Here is a 15,206-nt window from a genome sequence, read left to right as displayed (position 1 = left end):
AGCGCGCCGCGGACCGCTAGCTCAGCAGTTGGCGCAGGCGTGCGCCGAGGGTGTCCCAGCGCCATTGCTGTTCGACCCATTGGCGGCCGGCCGCACCCATGCGGGCCGCGGCCTCGGGATCGGCGAGGATCCCGACGAGGGCATCGACGATCTGGTCGATCTTGCGGCCGTCGACCACGCGGCCGGTCTTGCCCTCGATGACGGTTTCCGGTGCGCCGCCGGAACGTCCGGCCACGACGGGGACACCGGAGGCCGAAGCCTCGAGATAGACGATGCCGAGGCCCTCCACGTCCAGGCCGGCGCCGCGGGTGCGGGCGGGCATGGCGAACACATCGGCCAGGGTGTGGTGGGCGGCCAGCTCGTCCGAACGCACCCGTCCGGTGAAGACGACCGAATCGGCGACGCCGAGCGCCTCGGCGAGCGCGCGCAGCTTCTCCTCGTACGGGCCACCACCCGCGATGACGAGCACCGCACCGTCCACCCGTTCCCGGATCTGGAGCATCGCCACGATCAGCGCGTCCTGGCCCTTGCGTGGCACCAGCCGCGACAGGCACAGGATCGTCGGCCGATCACCGAGCCCGTAGCGCTGCCGCAACTCGGCGCGCGCGGCCGGATCGGGACGGAACACATCCGGATCGACACCCGGCGGCAGATACTCCAGCGCCGCGTTCGGGCCGAACGCCGCCGAGAACCTGGCCCGGGTGTACTTGCTGACGTAGGTGACCACATCGGTCTGCTCACCGATCACCCGCAACGCCTGCCTGGCCGCGGGCAGCATCGACCAGCCGACCTCATGCCCGTGCGTGCTGGCCAGAATGCGTTCGGCACCCGCCTTGCGCAGCACCGGCGACATCAACGCCAGCGGTGCCGCCGCCCCGAACCAGACGGTGTCACAGTTCTCGCTGCGCAACAGTTTCGCCGCGCGCCGCATCACCAGCGGGGTGGGCAGCATCAACGTGGTCGGATGGCGCACCACCTGGAATTTCTGCTCGGCATCGAACTTCACATGACTATCGCCCCGCCACCGCGGCGCATAGACCACCAGATCATCCGGCGGCAGCTGCCCGGCCAATGCCTGCAGATACGACTGGATACCCCCGGGACGCGGCGGGAAATCATTGGTAACCAGCAGAGTTCGAGCCATACCCAACAACCTACTGTGTTTGTTCGGCGCTGCGTCCAGCAGCGCGGGCGACCACGCGTCGCCGTTGTGCAGCCGGTGACGCTGGCGGACTCCGCGACCGGCGTCGGTGCTCGGTGCAGGTCCCGGCGGTGCGGGCGTGTCTCATGCCGTGCGGGCACGCAACCAGGTTTGCCAGGCGGTGATCAGTTCTGCGCGGCCGACGCCGAGGATCTCGCGCATTGCCGCGTCTTCGGTGACGGGGGTATGCGGGCCGGTGGCGAGGCGGCGATAGAGGGCGACGAGGCGGGCGTCGTCGTGAGTGTCGGCGAGGTAGGCGCAGACCGACCAGGCCAGTTCGTAGGCGGTGGCGGCGTCGGGGCCGGTGAACTCGGGGTCGGTGGGGAGGTCGGCGGGGACGGTGCCGGTGGCCAGCCGGGTGGCGAGGGTGGGGGCGATATCGGTGAAGGAGTGGCCGAGGCCGCGGTGGGCGGCGTACTCGGCGAAACCCTCCAGCAGCCACTGTGGGGAGCCGTCGACCGTCGCGGCCCTGGTGGCGACGTGGGTGAGTTCGTGGCGCAGCAGGGTGCGCAGACCGTCGGGGTCGAGGCGGCGCCCGGCGTCTGGACCGAAGACGACGCGCTGGCCGGTAGGTTGCGAACCCGGCGCGAACGGATCCGAGACCGTGGCGGCGGCGATCTCGACGGGCAGATCGGTGGTGGCGCGGACCAGGGCGGCGAATTCGGCGGGCGTGGCGGACACGACCACCACGGGCGACCGGGACCAGTCCTGGCCCCACAGGTCGGTGACGGCGGTGCTCGCGGCCGTGAGCTCATCGGCGAGCAGGTCGACTTCGCGCTGGTGCTGCGGATGGCCGACGACCAGCGCGGGCAGGGCGCCGCCAGTGGGCACCTGCCTGCTCACCAGTGGTCCGAATGGTTCGGTGATGCGCTGGATTTCGGCCAGCCGCGCGTCACCGGTGGGGTGCTGGCCGGCGACCGGGGCGGTGGTCGTGCCCGCGCGGGCCGCGCGCAGCGGCGCCACCACCGAATCGGGGAGCAGCAGCAGCGCGGCGCAGGTGCCGGTCAGCAGCATCACCATGACGGTGGTGAGGCAGAACTCGAAGCGCCGTCGCTGCGACAGCCATTCACGGACGCGCCGCACACCGTTCATCGGTGCTCAGTATCGCCGAGCCGAGTGATAGGGCGTGGAACCCATGGGTGCGACGGCGACCGGAACGCCGAAGGTGGAGGCGTGCAGCATCAGTCCGTTGCCCGCGTAGATGCCCACATGGGAGATGTCGGGGTAGAAGAAGACGACGTCACCCGGACGTAGATCGTCCTTGGCGACCGGCGTGCCGAAGGAGGCCTGCGCCGAACTGGTGCGCGGCACATCCTTGCCGACCTGTTTGAACGCCCACTGCACCAGACCGGAGCAGTCGAACTGGTCCGGGCCGGTGGCGCCCCAGACATAGGGATCGCCCACCCGGGTGAGCCCGGCGGCCAGCGCGCTGGTGCCGCTGCCCGGCACCAGTCCGCGCAGCAGCGAATCGCGATCGAAGCCGGGTGGGAACGGCGATCCGGCCAGCGCCGATTTGTCCTGCGCCGACAGCCTGCCCCAGGCCTCGATGACCTGGGTGATCGCGCCCTGGAGGTCGGCGCGTTTGCGTTCGAGATCGCCGCGCACGGCGTCGGCCTTCTCGGCGGCGGTACGGGCATTGTCGGCGGCGGTGCGCGCGGCCGATTCGGCCGCGGTGGCCGCGTCGGTGGCCTTCTTGTAGTGCTGCAGCTGGGTCGAGGTCTGGGTGGCCACCACATCGAGGGTGGACATCTGATCGAGAAGCTGCTGCGGCGAATCGCTGACCAGGACCGAGAACAGGCGATTGGTGCGCGCGCCCTGATAGGCCGCGATGGCGGTGCGGTCGATCACCGGCTGATATTTGCGGACCTCGTCACGCGCGGCGGTGACGGCATCGGTGGCCGTGGCGAGCGCGGCTTCGGCATCGCGCTGCGCGGCGAGCTTGGCATCGAAATCGGCCTGCGCGCCGAGCGCCTGCTGATTGAGCTGCTCGGATTCGCGCGACAGGTCGATCATGCGCTGCACGGCGGCGCTCGCAGTGGTGGGCGCGGTGGCCGGATCGGCGCCCGCCGGACCGCCGCCGGGTAGCGCCACGGTGAGAAACGCTGCCGTGATCGCCGCCCCTGCCAGGCGTTTCATCCCTCGACTGCGGTGATGTGCTGCCACTGCCTGCCGTGCCCCGTTCTCGTGTGAAGCCGCGGAAAGGTCTCGATTAGGTTACGGAACGGCGACCTGCGGTGTCCAGTAGAGCACGAACCGATCACAGCCGCCGGACCGGCCGGGGCCCGCACCGTCGTGACGATGCGGGCCCCGGTCGTGCGGTCAGAAGCGGACGGCGCCGGCGACCGGCATGGAGGAGATCGGCGCGACCTGCACCGGGGTGCCCGCGGTGGAGGCGTGCACCACGTTGCCGTCGCCGGCATAGAGGCCGGAGTGGCCGCCGCCGTAGAACGACACCACGTCGCCGGGCTGGAGCTGGTCCATCGAGACCGGGGTGCCCGAGGCGAGCTGGGCGCCGCTGGTGCGGGGCACCTCGCGGCCGGCCTGACGGTAGGACCACTGCACGAGGCCGGAGCAGTCGAAGGCGTTCGGGCCTGCGGCGCCGTAGACGTACGGCGAGCCGATCTTGCTCATCGCGGCGTCGAGCGCGGACTGGCCGAGCGTCTTGGTCGGCGCGGTGAAGGGCAGCGGCGCGGGTGCGGGGATCTCGATGCCCGGCACGGCGGGCAGGCCGCCGGGGATCTGGTTCACGATGTTGTCGGGCACGTCGAAGGTGCCGACACCGGGGACGGTGACCGGTGCCGCCGCCGCGGGAGCGGCGGGAAGCAGGAACGCGCCGATGGTGGCAGCGCCGACGGCTCCGGCCGCAACGGCACGCTTGGCCTGTCGTTTGACGGTGGTGGACGCCATGATGCGGTACTCCCAATCTGCCTCACGACGCCGCACCGGGGTGGTGGGTCGGACTCCGTGAGGTCTCGATGAGGTTACGAACCGATCACGGTGGTTTGTAAAGCCGCGAACATGCGAAACGGCGACGGTCAACAATTCGGCGCGAGCAGCCTGCGATATGCGTCACAACAATCACGAAACGATAACGACGCGTTGATTTCCGCAGGAACGCGAAGGCCGACCAGGCGTTACTAGAAGTAACAGTAAAAGTGGCCGATCGCCAGGCGGGGGCCGTTCCGTGCAGTTCACGGGCTATCCGCGCGAGGTAGCGGGGTGGTCGCGGGGCGTCGGACAGCGTGTTCGAGGTGTGGGGCGGGACCGCCCGGCCCCTGGTCGCATAGCGCGAATCCGACACGCCCGGAGATTGATACCTCAGCGCTTTCGCTGTGAGCTACGCCGCTTTTGCGCATCGAAGATCGTTTCGGGGGTACCAGAACGAAAAGCTCGTCCGTGTAATTCGGAAATTCCGCGCTGCCTTCACGCGCGCGCGAAGACGGAAAATCCCGCTCCGCACCGGGGCCGAACCTGTCGGACCCCGGTCGTACGCTGCACGCCGTGTCCGACTCCGTCCCACGCCGCCGCGCCGCGCAACTGGCCTTCGACGAGCTCGACACCCCGCTCTACGACACCACCTTCGTGGTGGTCGACCTGGAGACCACCGGCACCAGCCCGGACACCGACGCCATCACCGAGATCGGCGCGGTCAAAGTGCGCGGCGGTGAGGTGCTCGGTGAATTCGCCACCCTCGTCGATCCCGGCCGCGCCATTCCGCCCGCGGTCGTCCACGTCACCGGCATCACCACCGCCATGGTGTGCGCAGCACCGCCGATCGAGGCGGTGCTGCCCGGGTTCCTCGAGTTCGCCGCGGGCGCGGTGCTCGTCGCGCACAATGCCCGATTCGATATGGCGTTCCTGCGTGCGGCCGCGGCGCGCTGCGGCACACCGTGGCCCGCGGCGCAGGTGGTGTGCACCGTGCGCCTGGCGCGGCGGGTGCTCGCCAGGGACGAGGCACCGTCGGTGCGATTGAGCGTGCTGGCGCGGGTGCTCGGGGCGAGCACCGAGCCGACCCACCGCGCCCTCGCCGACGCCCGCGCCACCGTCGACGTGCTGCACGCGCTGATGGCGCGGGTGGGCAATCAGGGCGTGCACAGCCTCACCGAGCTGATCGACTACCTGCCCGATGTGAGCTCGGGCCAGCGCGCCAAACGCGGGCTTGCCGCCGATCTACCCGCGCGGCCCGGCGTGTATCTGTTCCGGGGGCCGTCCGATGAAGTCCTCTATATAGGGACGGCGGTGAATCTGCGCCGCCGCGTCCGCAGCTACTTCACCGGTTCGGAGACCAGGGGCCGGATCAAGGAGATGGTCGCGCTGGCCACCCGCGTCGATCACGTCGAATGCGCGCACGGGCTGGAGGCCGGGGTGCGCGAGCTGCGGCTGCTGGTCGCGCATGCCCCGCCGTACAACCGACGCTCGAAATTCCCCAAACGCGGTTGGTGGATCACGCTCACCGAGGAGCCGTTTCCGCGCTTCGCCATCGTGCGCAATCCCACCGTCGACGCACTCGGCCCGTTCGGCGCCAGGGCCGACGCCGCCGATGTCGCCGCCACCATCGCCGAATTCAGCGGCCTGCGCACCTGCACAACTCGTTTGTCGCGCACCGCGATTCACGACTGCCCGCCCGCGGTGGTCGGCGGCTGCCCGGCGGCGGCCGACGGAATGACCCGTAATAGTAAGGAATACGCGCCCGCTTCCGATGCGGTGCGCGCGCTGTTCGCGGGCACCGACGACGCGGCTCTGCGCGCGAAGCTCGAACGCATTCGAACTTGTTCCCGCGCCGAGCATTTCGAGGCCGCCGCGCGTTTGCGCGACCGTACGGTGACGGTGATCCGCGCGCTGTATCGCACCCAGCGCCTGGCCGCCGTCGCCCGGATCGCCGAACTCGTCGCCGCCCATCCCGATGGCGCGGGCGGCTGGGAGTTCGCGGTGATCCGCCACGGACGCCTGGCCGGCGCGGGCACGGCAGTCAGGGGAGTGGCACCGATGCCGGTGGTGGAGCGGATCGTGGCGGCGGCGGAAACCGTGGTCTGCGACGGCGATCTGTCGCCGTTGCGCGGTGGCTCGCCCGAGGAGGTGGGCCTGGTGGCGCGCTGGCTGGCCAGGCCGGGGGTGCGGATCGTGCGCACCAGTGAGGGCTACCGGGAACCGATGCACGGCGCGGGGCGCAGGCTGGCCTGGGCGGCGGCGGCCGAGGCGGCGGTGGCGGGGGAGTCCGCCGCCGACACCTACGAGCGCATGTCGGGCTGAGCGCGCCGCGAACCTGTGGCGGCCGCTGGACACCCCGAGTCCGTGCCGCGGCCAACGGAGGGTCGGCAGGTCCGGCACCGCCTAGGCTGAGTCCATGATTACCGCCATCGTCATGATCAACGCCGCCAACGCCCGCATCCCGGAAACCGCGCAGGCGGTCGCCGATATCGAGGGCGTCAGCGAGGTCTATTCCTGCGCGGGCGATGTCGACCTCATCGCGGTGGTCCGGGTCCGCGACCACGAGCAGATCGCCGAGGTGGTGACCGGCCGCATCGATAAGACCGAGGGTGTCGTGCGGACCACCACGCATATCGCGTTCAAGTCCTATTCGCGCGCCGATGTCGAGGCGGGATTCTCGCTGGGGGAGTGAGCTACGGGACCTGGATCGAGGTGCCGACGACGGTGCGGATCTCGCGCGAGGTGAGCGTGGCGGTGATATCGCCGCGGCAACCGCGCCCGTAGTACACGGTCACCGGCACGTCGGTGTGGTTTTCCACCTTCAAGGTGCGCGCGCCGCCGCTGACCTCGAGACAGCCGACGGGATCGTGGTGCACGGTGCCGTCGACGACGAGCCCACCACGCGCGGCGGCAGCGGGCCCCGCGCTCAGCACCACCACCAACGCGGCGAGCAGAGTGCCGGACACCACGGGCGCACCGTGATTCATGCCTACCTCCAGACCACGATCGACGGTTGTCAGTGAGGCGCGGGCGATGACGCTGCCCCGCCGGGGCGGGACGGCGATCGCCGGATGGGTATGCGCCGAGTCGTCGCATCAGGGCACGTCGATGTGCCTGGACGACCGCGCAACTGTATAGCGCCGATCGACGGTTTGCCGGTCCGGGCAAGACGGCGTTTCGCACCGGCCCGCCGATCATGGTCCGGGCGGGGCCGGCGGCGGTGCGGTATCAGGCGTCGCCGAGGGTGGTGGTGAGTTTCGCCCAGCGTTCCAGCAGCGCCGCGCCGCGCCCGCTGTCGATGGCCTCGGCGGCGCGTTCGACGGCGGCGCCGAGCTGATCGTCGAGATCGGCGTCCGGATCGCCCGCGCCCTGGGACAGGTCGTAGGCCACGACGGCGGCGGCGGAGTTGACCAGCACCGCATCACGCACCGGTCCCGCGGTTCCCGCCAGCACATCGCGCGCCACCCCGGCATTGACCTGCGCGTCCCCGCCGCGCAACGCATCGAGGTCGACCCGGGGGAACCCGAGTCGGGTGGGATCGATGGTGGCCTCGCGCATGCGGCCACCAGAGACCACCCAGACGTCGGTGGTGTCGGAGGTGGTGATCTCGTCGAGTCCGTCGTTGCCGCGCACCACCAGCGCACTGCTGCCGCGCGCGGCGAACACCCCGGCGATCTTGGGCAGCAGATCGGCGAACGCGCAGCCCACCAGGCCCGCGCGCGGCTGGGCGGGGTTGGTGAGCGGTCCGAGCACGTTGAACACGGTCGGGATGCCGATCTCCTTGCGCGCGGGCCCGGCGAAACGCAGCGCGGGATGGAACAGGGGTGCGAAGCAGAACCCGATGCCCACCTCGCGTACGCAGCGCGCCACCGATTCCGGGCCGAGCGCCAGCCGCACACCGAGCGCTTCGAGCACGTCGGCGCCGCCGCTCTTGGAGGTCGCCGCGCGGTTGCCGTGCTTGATCACCGGCACACCCGCCGCCGCGACCACGATCGAGGACATGGTGGAGATGTTCACCGAGCCCGAACGGTCGCCGCCGGTGCCGACGATATCGACCGCGTCGCCGTCGATATGGACCAGCCTGGCGTGCCCGAGCATGCCCGAGGCCAGGCCGGACAGTTCCTCCGCGGTCGGCCCCTTGATCTTGATCGCCACCCCGAACGCGGCGATCTGCGCCTGCGTCGCATTGTCGGAGAAGATCTCGTTGATCACCCATTCGGTGTCGTCCGCGGTCAGGTCGCCACCGTCGGCAAGGGTGCCGAGCACCTGGGGCCAGCTGCGCACGCTCATCAACATCTCCCATCACACTGGTACGCCCAGCAGTCTCGTAGGGGACAACCCTAATGGGCTCCGGCGCGGGTGGTCTCTCGATATCTGTTCGCGCGAGCCGTTCCGGCCCGCTGAACTTGATCTTCGCGACCCGATTTTCCGGCGTTCCCGCAGGCAGTGGCACAACCGAATCCGACACGCACGGGCAAGTTTCATACCCGGGTACTGCTGTCGTACTACGACGAGTCATACTTACCCCCGTGACGACCGCAGTAGGCACCCCAGGATCGGCCATTACCCAGCGTGTGCATTCGCTGAACCGGCCCAACATGGTCAGTGTCGGCACCATCATCTGGCTGTCCAGCGAGCTGATGTTCTTCGCCGGCCTGTTCGCGATGTACTTCGTCGCGCGTGCGCAGTCCACCGAGTGGCCGCCGGAGCCGACGGAGCTGAACATGAAGCTCGCCGTTCCGGTCACCGCCGTGCTGATCGCGTCGTCGTTCACCTGCCAGCTGGGTGTCTTCGCCGCGGAGCGCGGTGACGTCTTCGGCCTGCGCCGCTGGTACGTCCTCACCCTCGCCATGGGCACCTTCTTCGTGCTCGGCCAGGGCTACGAGTACTACCACCTCGTGCACGAGGGCACCTCGATCTCGAGCAGCTCCTACGGCTCGGTGTTCTACATCACCACCGGGTTCCACGGCCTGCACGTCATCGGTGGTCTGATCGCGTTCGTGTTCCTGTTGGTGCGCACCAAGCTGAGCAAGTTCACCCCGGCGCAGGCCACCGCCGCGATCGTCGTCTCCTACTACTGGCACTTCGTCGACATCGTCTGGATCGGGCTGTTCGCCACGATCTACTTCGTCCGCTGACCCGGGCTCAGTGGAAGCTTTTGCACCAGTCGGTTCCGTCTACTCCAAAGGGACACAGATGAGTTCATCTCCCCCATCAGCGCCAGAGCCCGCCAGCCCCGGGCACGGCCAGGCCAGCAAGACGCGCAGGCAGCGCCGCGTCCGCCGCCGCATCGCGGGCGGGCTCGCGCTTCTGGTGGGTCTCGTCGGAGCCGGCTTTCTCGCCTCGGCCCTCACCCCCGACCCGCAGATCGCGACCGCCAACGAGGACACCTCGGCGCTGATCCGCGAGGGTCAGCAGCTGTACGAGACCTCCTGCATCACCTGCCACGGCGCGAACCTGCAGGGTGTGCAGGACCGTGGTCCCAGCCTGATCGGTGTCGGCGAGGCCGCGGTGTACTTCCAGGTGTCCTCCGGTCGTATGCCGATGACCCGCAACGAGGCCCAGGCCGAGCGCAAGCCCGTCAAGTTCGACGCCCACCAGACCGATGCCATCGGCGCCTACGTGGCGGCCAACGGCGGCGGCCCGACCGTGGTCCGCAACGCCGACGGCACCATCGCCCAGGAGTCGCTGCGCGGTGACGACATCGCCCGCGGTAGCGAGCTGTTCCGGATGAACTGCGCCTCCTGCCACAACTTCACCGGTCGTGGTGGCGCGCTGTCGTCGGGTAAGTTCGCGCCGCCGCTCGAGCCCGCCTCCGAGCAGCAGATCTACGCCGCGATGCTCACCGGCCCGCAGAACATGCCGAAATTCTCCGACCGGCAGCTGAGCCCGGAGGAGAAGCGCGACATCATCGCCTACGTCAAGGACTCGATGGAGGCCAAGTCTCCCGGCGGTTACGGCCTCGGCGGCTTCGGCCCCGCGACCGAGGGCCTGGCCATCTGGGTGGTCGGCATCGTGCTGACCGTCGGCGCCGCGATGTGGATCGGATCGAGGTCATGACAGATAAGGAGCGAGACGACATGGGGCGCCCGGATGAGGGATCCAGTGCCGAGCCGTCGAAAGAGACGGTGAAGCCCACCGGCCACGCCGCCGCGGAGCCCACCGAGGCCGAGCTGGACGCGATGTCGCGCGACGAGCTGGTCAAGCTCGGCACCGAGATGGACGGCGTCGACGTCGCCTACCGGCGCGAGCGGTTCCCGGTTCCGGGTACCCGCGCCGAGAAGCGCGCCGAGCGTCAGGTGGCGCTGTGGTTCGCCATCTCCGGTCTGGCCGCCGCCGCACTGGTCGGTGTGTTCCTGTTCTGGCCGTGGGAGTACAAGGGCAAGGAGTCCGACGGGCACGGCCTGTACTCGCTGGCCACCCCGCTGTACGGCATCACCTTCGGTGTCTCGATCCTCGCGATCGGCATCGCGGTCGTGCTGATCCGCAAGAAGTTCATCCCGGCCGAGCTGTCCATCCAGGAGCGCCACGACGGCCGCTCCAGCGAGGTCGACCGCCGCACCCTGGTGGCCGAGCTGCAGGACGCGCTCGACACCTCCACGCTGGGTCGCCGCAAGATGATCACCCGCACCGCGGGCGCCGGCCTCGGCATCGTCGGTCTGGGTTCGGCCGCGCTGTTCGTCGGCGGCATGATCAAGAACCCGTGGGCCAAGGGCGACAAGTCGCCGCTGTGGGTGTCGGGCTGGACCCCGGACTGGGAGGGCCAGACCATCTACCTGCGCCGCGACACCGGCCGTCCGGAGGACATCGTGCTGGTGCGTCCGGAGGATCTGGACGCGGGCGGCATGGAGACGGTGTTCCCGTGGAAGGAAGTCTGGCGCGGTGACGAGCACGCGACCCTGCAGTCGCTGCGCGGTATCCGCAACGCCGTCATGCTGATCCGGCTGCGCACCGAGGACGCGCAGAAGGCGATCAAGCGTAAGGGCCAGGAGAGCTTCAACTTCGGCGACTATTTCGCCTACTCGAAGATCTGCACCCACCTCGGTTGCCCGACCTCGCTCTACGAGCAGCAGACCAACCGGATTCTGTGCCCCTGCCACCAGTCGCAGTTCTCGGCGACCGAATGGGGTAAGCCGGTCTTCGGTCCGGCCGCCCGTGCGCTGCCGCAGCTGCCGATCACCGTCAACTCCGAGGGCTTCCTGGTCGCCAACGGCGACTTCATCGAGCCGCTCGGCCCGGCCTTCTGGGAGCGTCGTTCATGAGTTCTCCAACAGCAATCGGCCGGAAGGTCGGTGCCCACGCCGACGCCGTGGACGAGCGCTACCGCGCCGCCGCGTTCATGCGCCGGTCGATCAACAAGGTCTTCCCGACCCACTGGTCGTTCCTGCTGGGTGAGATCGCCCTCTACGCGTTCATCATCCTGCTGCTGTCGGGTGTGTACCTGACGCTGTACTTCGATCCGTCGATGAGCCACGTCGTCTACGACGGTGCCTACCAGCCGCTGCGTGGTGTGGGCATGTCGCGGGCGTACGAGACGGCGCTGAACATCTCCTTCGAGGTGCGCGGTGGCCTGTTCGTGCGCCAGGTGCATCACTGGGCGGCGCTGCTGTTCGCGGCCTCGATCATCGTGCACCTGCTGCGCATCTTCTTCACCGGCGCGTTCCGCAAGCCGCGTGAGGCGAACTGGGTGATCGGTTCGCTGCTGCTGATCATGGCGATGTTCGAAGGCTTCTTCGGCTACTCGCTGCCCGACGACCTGCTCTCCGGCACCGGTCTGCGCGCCGCGTTCTCCGGTATCACCATCGGTGTGCCGGTGGTGGGTACCTGGCTGCACTGGCTGATGTTCGGCGGCGACTTCCCCGGCGAGATCATCATCCCGCGCCTCTACATCGCGCACGTGCTCCTGTTCCCCGGCATCATGCTCGCGCTGATCGCCGCACACGTGGCCATCGTCTGGTATCAGAAGCACACCCAGTTCCCCGGACCGGGCCGCACCGAGAACAACGTCGTCGGCGCCCGCATCGTGCCGGTGTTCGCCGCGGACCAGGGCGCGTTCTTCGCCTTCACCCTCGGCTTCGTCGGCATCATGGGCGGCGTGCTCCAGATCAACCCGATCTGGAACCTCGGCCCGTACAACCCCTCGCAGGTCTCGGCCGGCTCCCAGCCCGACTTCTACATGATGTGGACCGACGGTATGGCGCGTCTGATGCCACCGTGGGAGTTGTACCTGGGCCGTTACACCGTTCCGGCGGTGTTCTGGGTCGCGCTGGTGATGGGCTTGGTGTTCACCCTGCTGATCGCCTACCCGTGGATCGAGAAGCGGCTCACCAAGGACACCGCCAACCACAACCTGTTGCAGCGTCCGCGCGATGTGCCGGTGCGTACCGCGATCGGTGCCATGGCGATCACGTTCTACCTGATCCTGACCCTGGCCTGCGTCAACGACATCATCTCGTTGAAGTTCGACATCTCGCTGAACGCCACCACCTGGGTCGGTCGTATCGGCCTGCTGCTCGGTCCGCCGATCGCCTACTTCCTGACCTACCGGTTCTGCATCGGTCTGCAGCGCAGCGACCGGGCGGTGCTCGAGCACGGCATCGAGACCGGTGTGATCAAGCGGCTGCCGCATGGTGAGTACATCGAGGTGCACCAGCCGCTGGGCCCGGTGGACGAGCACGGCCACCCGATCCCGCTGGAATACCAGGGCGCCCCGGTGCCCAAGAAGATGAACCAGCTGGGTTCGGCCGGCCAGCCCGGTACCGGCAGCTTCCTTTTCCCGGATCCGTGGCAGGAGAGCGAGCAGCACTTCGCCACCGAGCTGGAGGAGGAGCACAAGCAGCTCGCCGTGCTGAAGAAGGCACAGGAGAACGCCAACGGCAATGGTGGCAAGCACAGCCACTGACCGCTGACACCGCAGCAGGCCCCGAGTCGGATTCGACTCGGGGCCTGCTGTTCGTTGGGCGGCCGATCGTGGGGACCGGCCAGAACCGGCACGGCCTCAGCGGCGCCGCGCGGCCTCGATGGCCTCGTACTTGGCCAGGTTGTGCCGGGCGTCGGCGAGCGCGTCGTGGGCGTCGGCCGGGATCGGCGGCAGATCCGGGCGCCCGTGCGCGTCCCAATGCTGGCGCAGCTCATTGGTGTAGCGGGGCAGCGCGGGCGGCAGATCCACCATCGACCCCCACAGCTGGCACAGCACCACATGGTCGTAGGCGCCCACCCACGCCCACAGCTCCGGCTGCACCGTGGGGCGCGGCACCAAGAACTTGTACAGCTCGTCGCGGATCTGCCTGCGGCTGCGCCACAGCCGCGACGCCGGCGAGGGCAGCTTGGGCAGCACGTTCTTGCGCACCCATGGCCCGGCCCGCTCGGGATCGAATTCGGTGGATACGGCGTAGTATTCGCGGCCGTCCTCGCAGACCACCGCGATCGAGACGAGGTCGATCACCTTCCCGTCCTCGATGAACTCCGCGTCATAGAAGTACTTCACAAAGCCGGTCTCCTCCCGAAACTTGTCCGCTCGAGGGTACGGCCTGGTGGTATACCCGCCGCACGACGGTCCGCCCGAACGCCGCCGCGACGGCTCGCGGAGCGGTCGCCGCACCTGGAGTTGGCCGCGCGGATGCTCGCCGCCGCGCGCGGGTCCGTATTCTGAGTGGGTGAACTGGACCGTCGACGTACCCATCGATCGTTTGCCCGAGCTGCCGCCGCTGCCCACGCAGCTGCGCCAACGGCTGGACGACGCGCTGGCCCGTCCCGCGCTGCAGCAGCCGTCCTGGGATCCCGGGCAGGCGGCGATGATGCGGACCGTGCTGGAGAGCGTCCCGCCGGTCTGTGTGCCCGCCGAGGTGGAAGAGCTGCGCGAGCGGCTCGCCGAGGTGGCGCGCGGTGAGGCCTTCCTGCTCCAGGGCGGTGACTGCGCGGAGACCTTCGCCGACAACACCGAGCCCCATATTCGCGGCAATATCCGCACCCTGCTGCAGATGGCGGTGGTGCTCACCTACGGCGCCAGCCTGCCGGTGGTGAAGGTGGCGCGGATCGCGGGCCAGTACGCGAAGCCACGCTCCTCCGACACCGACGCGCTGGGCTTGAAGTCCTACCGGGGCGACATGATCAACTCGCTTGCCCCGGACGCCGCGCTGCGCGAACACGACCCGTCACGGCTGGTGCGCGCCTACGCCAACGCCAGCGCGGCGATGAACCTGGTGCGCGCGCTCACCGGGGCGGGCATGGCCGATCTGCACCGCGTGCACGACTGGAACCGCGATTTCGTCGCCCAGTCCCCGGCCGGTGCCCGCTACGAGGCGCTGGCCGAGGAGATCGACCGCGGCCTGCGGTTCATGACCGCCTGCCGGGTCAACGATCCGAGCCTGCAATCGGCGCGCATCTACGCCAGCCACGAGGCGCTGGTGCTCGACTACGAGCGGGCCATGCTGCGGCTGGGGGAGTCCCCGGCCACCGGTGAGCCGGTGCTCTACGACCTGTCGGCGCACTTCCTGTGGATCGGTGAGCGCACCCGTCAGCTCGAGGGCGCGCACATCGCGTTCGCGGAGTTGCTGGCCAACCCGATCGGCCTCAAGATCGGCCCGACCACCACCCCGGATCAGGCCGTGGAGTACGTGGAGCGCCTGGATCCGAACAACGAGCCCGGCCGGCTGACGATCGTCTCGCGCATGGGCAACGGCAAGGTCCGCGAGGTGCTGCCGCCGATCATCGAGAAGGTGCAGGCCACCGGGCACCAGGTGATCTGGCAGTGCGATCCGATGCACGGCAACACCCACGAATCGTCCACCGGGTTCAAGACCCGCCACTTCGACCGGGTGGTCGACGAGGTGCAGGGCTTCTTCGAGGTGCATCATGCCCTCGGCACCCACCCCGGCGGCCTGCACATCGAGCTGACCGGTGAGGACGTCACCGAATGCCTCGGCGGTGCCCAGGACATCTCCGATCTGGATCTGTCCGGCCGCTACGAAACCGCTTGCGATCCGCGCCTGAACACCCAGCAGTCGCTGGAGCTGGCGTTCCTGGTCGCGGAGATGCTGCGCTGAGCTGACCGACAGTTCGCTCACCCGGCCGACGC

Annotated in this window: 14 protein-coding genes; 7 read left to right on the top strand and 7 right to left on the bottom strand. The window is 69.2% G+C overall.

The window, feature by feature from the left end:
- Positions 1–16 precede the first annotated feature (16 nt).
- The 4 genes from AC4HOU_RS20455 to AC4HOU_RS20440 form a co-directional block, all read right to left on the bottom strand.
- A complete protein-coding gene (locus tag AC4HOU_RS20455) occupies positions 17–1,144 on the bottom strand; it encodes a glycosyltransferase family 4 protein (protein ID WP_194991132.1) in 1,128 nt (375 codons plus the stop codon).
- Between the two features lie 141 nt (positions 1,145–1,285).
- The gene (locus AC4HOU_RS20450; protein ID WP_195021088.1) at positions 1,286–2,293 is read right to left on the bottom strand and encodes a hypothetical protein; all 1,008 of its coding nucleotides are present in this window, start codon (positions 2,291–2,293) and stop codon (positions 1,286–1,288) included.
- Between the two features lie 6 nt (positions 2,294–2,299).
- Positions 2,300–3,337 carry an NlpC/P60 family protein gene (locus AC4HOU_RS20445; protein ID WP_194991134.1) on the bottom strand — a complete coding sequence of 346 codons (1,038 nt, stop codon included), beginning with the start codon at positions 3,335–3,337 and terminating at the stop codon, positions 2,300–2,302.
- A 183-nt stretch (positions 3,338–3,520) separates the two neighbouring features.
- Entirely contained in the window at positions 3,521–4,108 is a 588-nt protein-coding gene (locus tag AC4HOU_RS20440; RefSeq protein WP_163815648.1) for a C40 family peptidase, read from the bottom strand.
- Between the two features lie 594 nt (positions 4,109–4,702).
- Between AC4HOU_RS20440 and AC4HOU_RS20435 the strand changes: the two genes are divergently transcribed.
- Positions 4,703–6,451 (top strand): DEDD exonuclease domain-containing protein, encoded by a 1,749-nt coding sequence (locus tag AC4HOU_RS20435; RefSeq protein WP_195021087.1) that lies wholly within the window; start codon positions 4,703–4,705, stop codon positions 6,449–6,451.
- A 94-nt stretch (positions 6,452–6,545) separates the two neighbouring features.
- Complete coding sequence (locus AC4HOU_RS20430) at positions 6,546–6,821, top strand: Lrp/AsnC family transcriptional regulator (protein ID WP_138446635.1); 276 nt, start codon at positions 6,546–6,548, stop codon at positions 6,819–6,821.
- 1 nt (position 6,822) lies between these two features.
- On the opposite strand, the gene AC4HOU_RS20425 is transcribed toward AC4HOU_RS20430, so the two are convergent.
- Positions 6,823–7,116 (bottom strand): hypothetical protein, encoded by a 294-nt coding sequence (locus tag AC4HOU_RS20425; protein ID WP_163815645.1) that lies wholly within the window; start codon positions 7,114–7,116, stop codon positions 6,823–6,825.
- 241 nt (positions 7,117–7,357) lie between these two features.
- Positions 7,358–8,419, bottom strand: a complete 1,062-nt coding sequence (trpD, locus tag AC4HOU_RS20420) for an anthranilate phosphoribosyltransferase (protein WP_195021086.1) — start codon at positions 8,417–8,419, stop codon at positions 7,358–7,360.
- A gap of 239 nt (positions 8,420–8,658) precedes the next feature.
- On the opposite strand from trpD, the gene ctaE reads away from it, so the two are divergent.
- From ctaE to qcrB, 4 genes are read left to right on the top strand one after another with little or no spacing between them, the layout of a single operon-like run.
- Complete coding sequence (ctaE, locus tag AC4HOU_RS20415; protein WP_081505355.1) at positions 8,659–9,267, top strand: aa3-type cytochrome oxidase subunit III; 609 nt, start codon at positions 8,659–8,661, stop codon at positions 9,265–9,267.
- 58 nt (positions 9,268–9,325) lie between these two features.
- Complete coding sequence (gene qcrC / locus AC4HOU_RS20410) at positions 9,326–10,189, top strand: cytochrome bc1 complex diheme cytochrome c subunit (protein ID WP_163815641.1); 864 nt, start codon at positions 9,326–9,328, stop codon at positions 10,187–10,189.
- 20 nt (positions 10,190–10,209) lie between these two features.
- Entirely contained in the window at positions 10,210–11,391 is a 1,182-nt protein-coding gene (qcrA, locus tag AC4HOU_RS20405) for a cytochrome bc1 complex Rieske iron-sulfur subunit (RefSeq protein ID WP_138458984.1), read from the top strand.
- The gene (gene qcrB / locus AC4HOU_RS20400) at positions 11,388–13,031 is read left to right on the top strand and encodes a cytochrome bc1 complex cytochrome b subunit (RefSeq protein ID WP_163815639.1); all 1,644 of its coding nucleotides are present in this window, start codon (positions 11,388–11,390) and stop codon (positions 13,029–13,031) included. Before qcrA ends, qcrB begins: the two co-directional genes overlap by 4 nt.
- A gap of 96 nt (positions 13,032–13,127) precedes the next feature.
- On the opposite strand, the gene AC4HOU_RS20395 is transcribed toward qcrB, so the two are convergent.
- Positions 13,128–13,616 carry a polyadenylate-specific 3'-exoribonuclease AS gene (locus AC4HOU_RS20395; protein ID WP_490724947.1) on the bottom strand — a complete coding sequence of 163 codons (489 nt, stop codon included), beginning with the start codon at positions 13,614–13,616 and terminating at the stop codon, positions 13,128–13,130.
- 169 nt (positions 13,617–13,785) lie between these two features.
- On the opposite strand from AC4HOU_RS20395, the gene AC4HOU_RS20390 reads away from it, so the two are divergent.
- On the top strand, positions 13,786–15,174 hold the full coding sequence (locus AC4HOU_RS20390; RefSeq protein WP_163815635.1) for a class II 3-deoxy-7-phosphoheptulonate synthase: 1,389 nt from the start codon (positions 13,786–13,788) through the stop codon (positions 15,172–15,174).
- Positions 15,175–15,206: the final 32 nt, after the last annotated feature.

It is taken from the genome of Nocardia sp. JCM 38205 (genome assembly GCF_058222935.1).
Note: the sequence above shows the minus strand (reverse complement) of the source record. Positions and strands in the feature narration are given on the sequence as shown.

Bases quoted from the DNA above. Each gene is read 5' to 3' on its own strand.
- AC4HOU_RS20450 (WP_195021088.1), bottom strand. From the start codon at position 2,293: ATGAACGGTGTGCGGCGCGTCCGTGAATGGCTGTCGCAGCGACGGCGC.
- trpD (WP_195021086.1), bottom strand. From the start codon at position 8,419: ATGAGCGTGCGCAGCTGGCCCCAGGTGCTCGGCACCCTTGCCGACGGT.
- AC4HOU_RS20430 (WP_138446635.1), top strand. From the start codon at position 6,546: ATGATTACCGCCATCGTCATGATCAACGCCGCCAACGCCCGCATCCCG.
- AC4HOU_RS20445 (WP_194991134.1), bottom strand. From the start codon at position 3,337: ATGAAACGCCTGGCAGGGGCGGCGATCACGGCAGCGTTTCTCACCGTG.
- qcrA (WP_138458984.1), top strand. From the start codon at position 10,210: ATGGGGCGCCCGGATGAGGGATCCAGTGCCGAGCCGTCGAAAGAGACG.
- AC4HOU_RS20425 (WP_163815645.1), bottom strand. From the start codon at position 7,116: ATGAATCACGGTGCGCCCGTGGTGTCCGGCACTCTGCTCGCCGCGTTG.
- qcrC (WP_163815641.1), top strand. From the start codon at position 9,326: ATGAGTTCATCTCCCCCATCAGCGCCAGAGCCCGCCAGCCCCGGGCAC.
- AC4HOU_RS20440 (WP_163815648.1), bottom strand. From the start codon at position 4,108: ATGGCGTCCACCACCGTCAAACGACAGGCCAAGCGTGCCGTTGCGGCC.
- qcrB (WP_163815639.1), top strand. From the start codon at position 11,388: ATGAGTTCTCCAACAGCAATCGGCCGGAAGGTCGGTGCCCACGCCGAC.
- AC4HOU_RS20455 (WP_194991132.1), bottom strand. From the start codon at position 1,144: ATGGCTCGAACTCTGCTGGTTACCAATGATTTCCCGCCGCGTCCCGGG.